Here is a 2918-nt window from a genome sequence, read left to right on the forward strand (position 1 = left end):
ATGTATCAAAAGCGCGAGCTTCAATGCCTGGCGACGCCCTACTCTTCCGGGGCTTGAGCCACAGTACCATCGGCGCAGTCAGGTTTCACGTCCGAGTTCGGGATGGGATCGGGTGGGTCACTGACGCTATGGTCACCAAGCAATGGAGCTGGCGCTTTTGAATTTGGGTTTAATCGATGCCCGTGCGTTTGGGTAATCTGGTATCTGGCTTATGTTTTCTGACCACCATGGCAAGGACAGTTTTATCAGGACTGTCGTTGATGGTGGGGCTCTGCGGTTCAATGAAGAACCGTTTAAGCGCGAACAGAGCAATTAGGACCGGTTAGCTCCATGCGTTACCGCACTTCCACATCCGGCCTATCAACGTGATGGTCTATCACGGCTCGATGAAATCTTATCTTGAGGGAGGCTTCCCGCTTAGATGCTTTCAGCGGTTATCCCGTCCATACATAGCTACCCTGCTGCGCCGTTGGCACGACGACAGGTACACCAGAGGTATGTTCAACCCGGTCCTCTCGTACTAGGGTCAACTCCTCTCAAATTTCGACGCCCACGGCAGATAGGGACCAAACTGTCTCGCGACGTTCTGAACCCAGCTCACGTACCACTTTAATTGGCGAACAGCCAAACCCTTGGGACCTGCTCCAGCCCCAGGATGTGATGAGCCGACATCGAGGTGCCAAACGATTCCGTCGATATGAGCTCTTGGGAATCATCAGCCTGTTATCCCCGGCGTACCTTTTATCCGTTGAGCGATGGCCCTTCCACGAGGGACCACCGGATCACTATGACCGACTTTCGTCTCTGCTCGACTTGTCAGTCTCGCAGTCAGGCGGGCTTATGCCATTGCACTCTAACAGACGGTTTCCAACCGTCCTGAGCCCACCATCGCGCGCCTCCGTTACTCTTTAGGAGGCGACCGCCCCAGTCAAACTACCCGCCACAGAGGGTCCCTGCACCGGATAACGGTGCGAGGTTAGACATCAGAAAACAACAGGGTGGTATTTCACCTATGGCTCCACGACAACTGGCGTCATCGCTTCAAAGCCTCCCACCTATGCTACACAGTTCTTTCCTAATGCCACTCTGAAGCTGCAGTAAAGGTGCACGGGGTCTTTCCGTCTAACCGCGGGTACTCCGCATCTTCACGGAGAATTCAATTTCGCTGAGCATATCCTGGAGACAGTGGGGAAGTCGTTACGCCATTCGTGCAGGTCGGAACTTACCCGACAAGGAATTTCGCTACCTTAGGACCGTTATAGTTACGGCCGCCGTTTACCTGGGCTTCAATTCAGAGCTTGCACTCCTCCTCTTAACCTTCAGGCACCGGGCAGGCGTCAGGCCCTATACGTCGTCTTGAAGCCGACTTAGCAGAGCCCTGTGTTTTTGCTAAACAGTCGCTACCCCCTGGCCTGTGCCCCCCACAAGAGCTTGCGCTTATGTGGGGCCTCCTTCTTCCGAAGGTACGGAGGCAATTTGCCGAGTTCCTTCAGGATACTTCTCTCAAACGCCTTGGTATACTCTACCATTCCACCTGTGTCGGTTTAGGGTACGGTCTATACGGTGGGGCTATTTCCTGGGACAACTTCCCTGCCCGGACCAATCCAATAAGGCCGAACAAGTTACGCCATCCGTCACACACCACCAGGCCCACGAATATTAACGTGGTTCCCATCGACTACCCCCTTCGGGCTCGTCTTAGGGGCCGGCTTACCCTGCTCAGATTAGCTTTAAGCAGGAACCCTTGGAATTTCGGCGAGAGGGCATCTCACCCTCTTAATCGCTACTCATGTCTGCATTCGCACTTCCGATACCTCCACGGTCGGTTACCCTCCCGCTTCAACGGCCTACGGAACGCTCCGCTACCGCTCAGTCAAAAGACTGAACCCTAAGCTTCGGTGCACGTCTTGAGCCCCGTTACATCTTCGCCGCAGGATCTCTTATTTAGACCAGTGAGCTGTTACGCTTTCTTTAAAGGATGGCTGCTTCTAAGCCAACCTCCTGGTTGTTTTGGAAATCCCACATGCTTTCCCACTTAGACGTGACTTGGGGACCTTAGCTGTAGGTTAGGGCTGTTTCCCTTTTGACGACGGACCTTAGCACCCGCCGTCTGTCTGCCGGACTAGACTCGTTGGTATTCGGAGTTTGGTTAGAATTGGTAGATCTCGCGACCCCCGCATCCATCCAGTGCTCTACCCCCAACGGCAATCATCCGACGCTCTACCTCAATAGATTTCGCGGAGAACCAGCTATTTCCCGGCTTGATTGGCCTTTCACCCCTAAACACAACTCATCCGATAATTTTTCAACATTAAACGGTTCGGCCCTCCAGTGCGTGTTACCGCACCTTCAGCCTGGTCATGCCTAGATCGCCGGGTTTCGGGTCTAATGCATCATACTCATGGGCGCCCTATTCAGACTCGCTTTCGCTGCGCCTACACCTAACGGCTTAAGCTTGCATGATACACTAAGTCACAGACCCATTATGCAAGAGGTACGCGGTCAGGTCTCAAGGACCCTCCCACTGCTTGTAGGCATCCGGTTTCAGGTACTGTTTCACTCCCCTCATCGGGGTGCTTTTCACCTTTCCCTCACGGTACTGGTTCGCTATCGGTCATGTACGAGTATTTAGGCTTGGAGGGTGGTCCCCCCATGTTCAGACAGAGTTTCACGTGCTCCGCCCTACTCAAGTCCTGATATTTCGCTTTCACATACGGGGCTGTCACCCGCTATGGCCGAACTTTCCAGATCGTTCTGCTAACTAAATATCAGGCGCTGGCCTGGTCCGCGTTCGCTCGCCACTACTAACGGAATCTCGGTTGATGTCTTTTCCTCCGGGTACTGAGATGTTTCAGTTCTCCGGGTTCGCTTCACCAAAGCCTATTTTATTCAGCTTAGTGATACCTCTCCCATTTAAC

General features: G+C 53.5%; 2 rRNA genes. Both read right to left on the reverse strand.

Annotation, left to right across the window (positions count from 1 at the left end):
* Positions 1-25 precede the first annotated feature (25 nt).
* Positions 26-140: ribosomal RNA gene (gene rrf / locus LL253_RS19580) — 5S ribosomal RNA — on the reverse strand.
* A 153-nt stretch (positions 141-293) separates the two neighbouring features.
* A 23S ribosomal RNA gene (locus LL253_RS19585) occupies positions 294-2918 on the reverse strand; the annotation flags it as partial.

The organism is Sphingobium soli (genome assembly GCF_020782245.1).
Lineage (GTDB): Bacteria > Pseudomonadota > Alphaproteobacteria > Sphingomonadales > Sphingomonadaceae > Sphingobium > Sphingobium soli.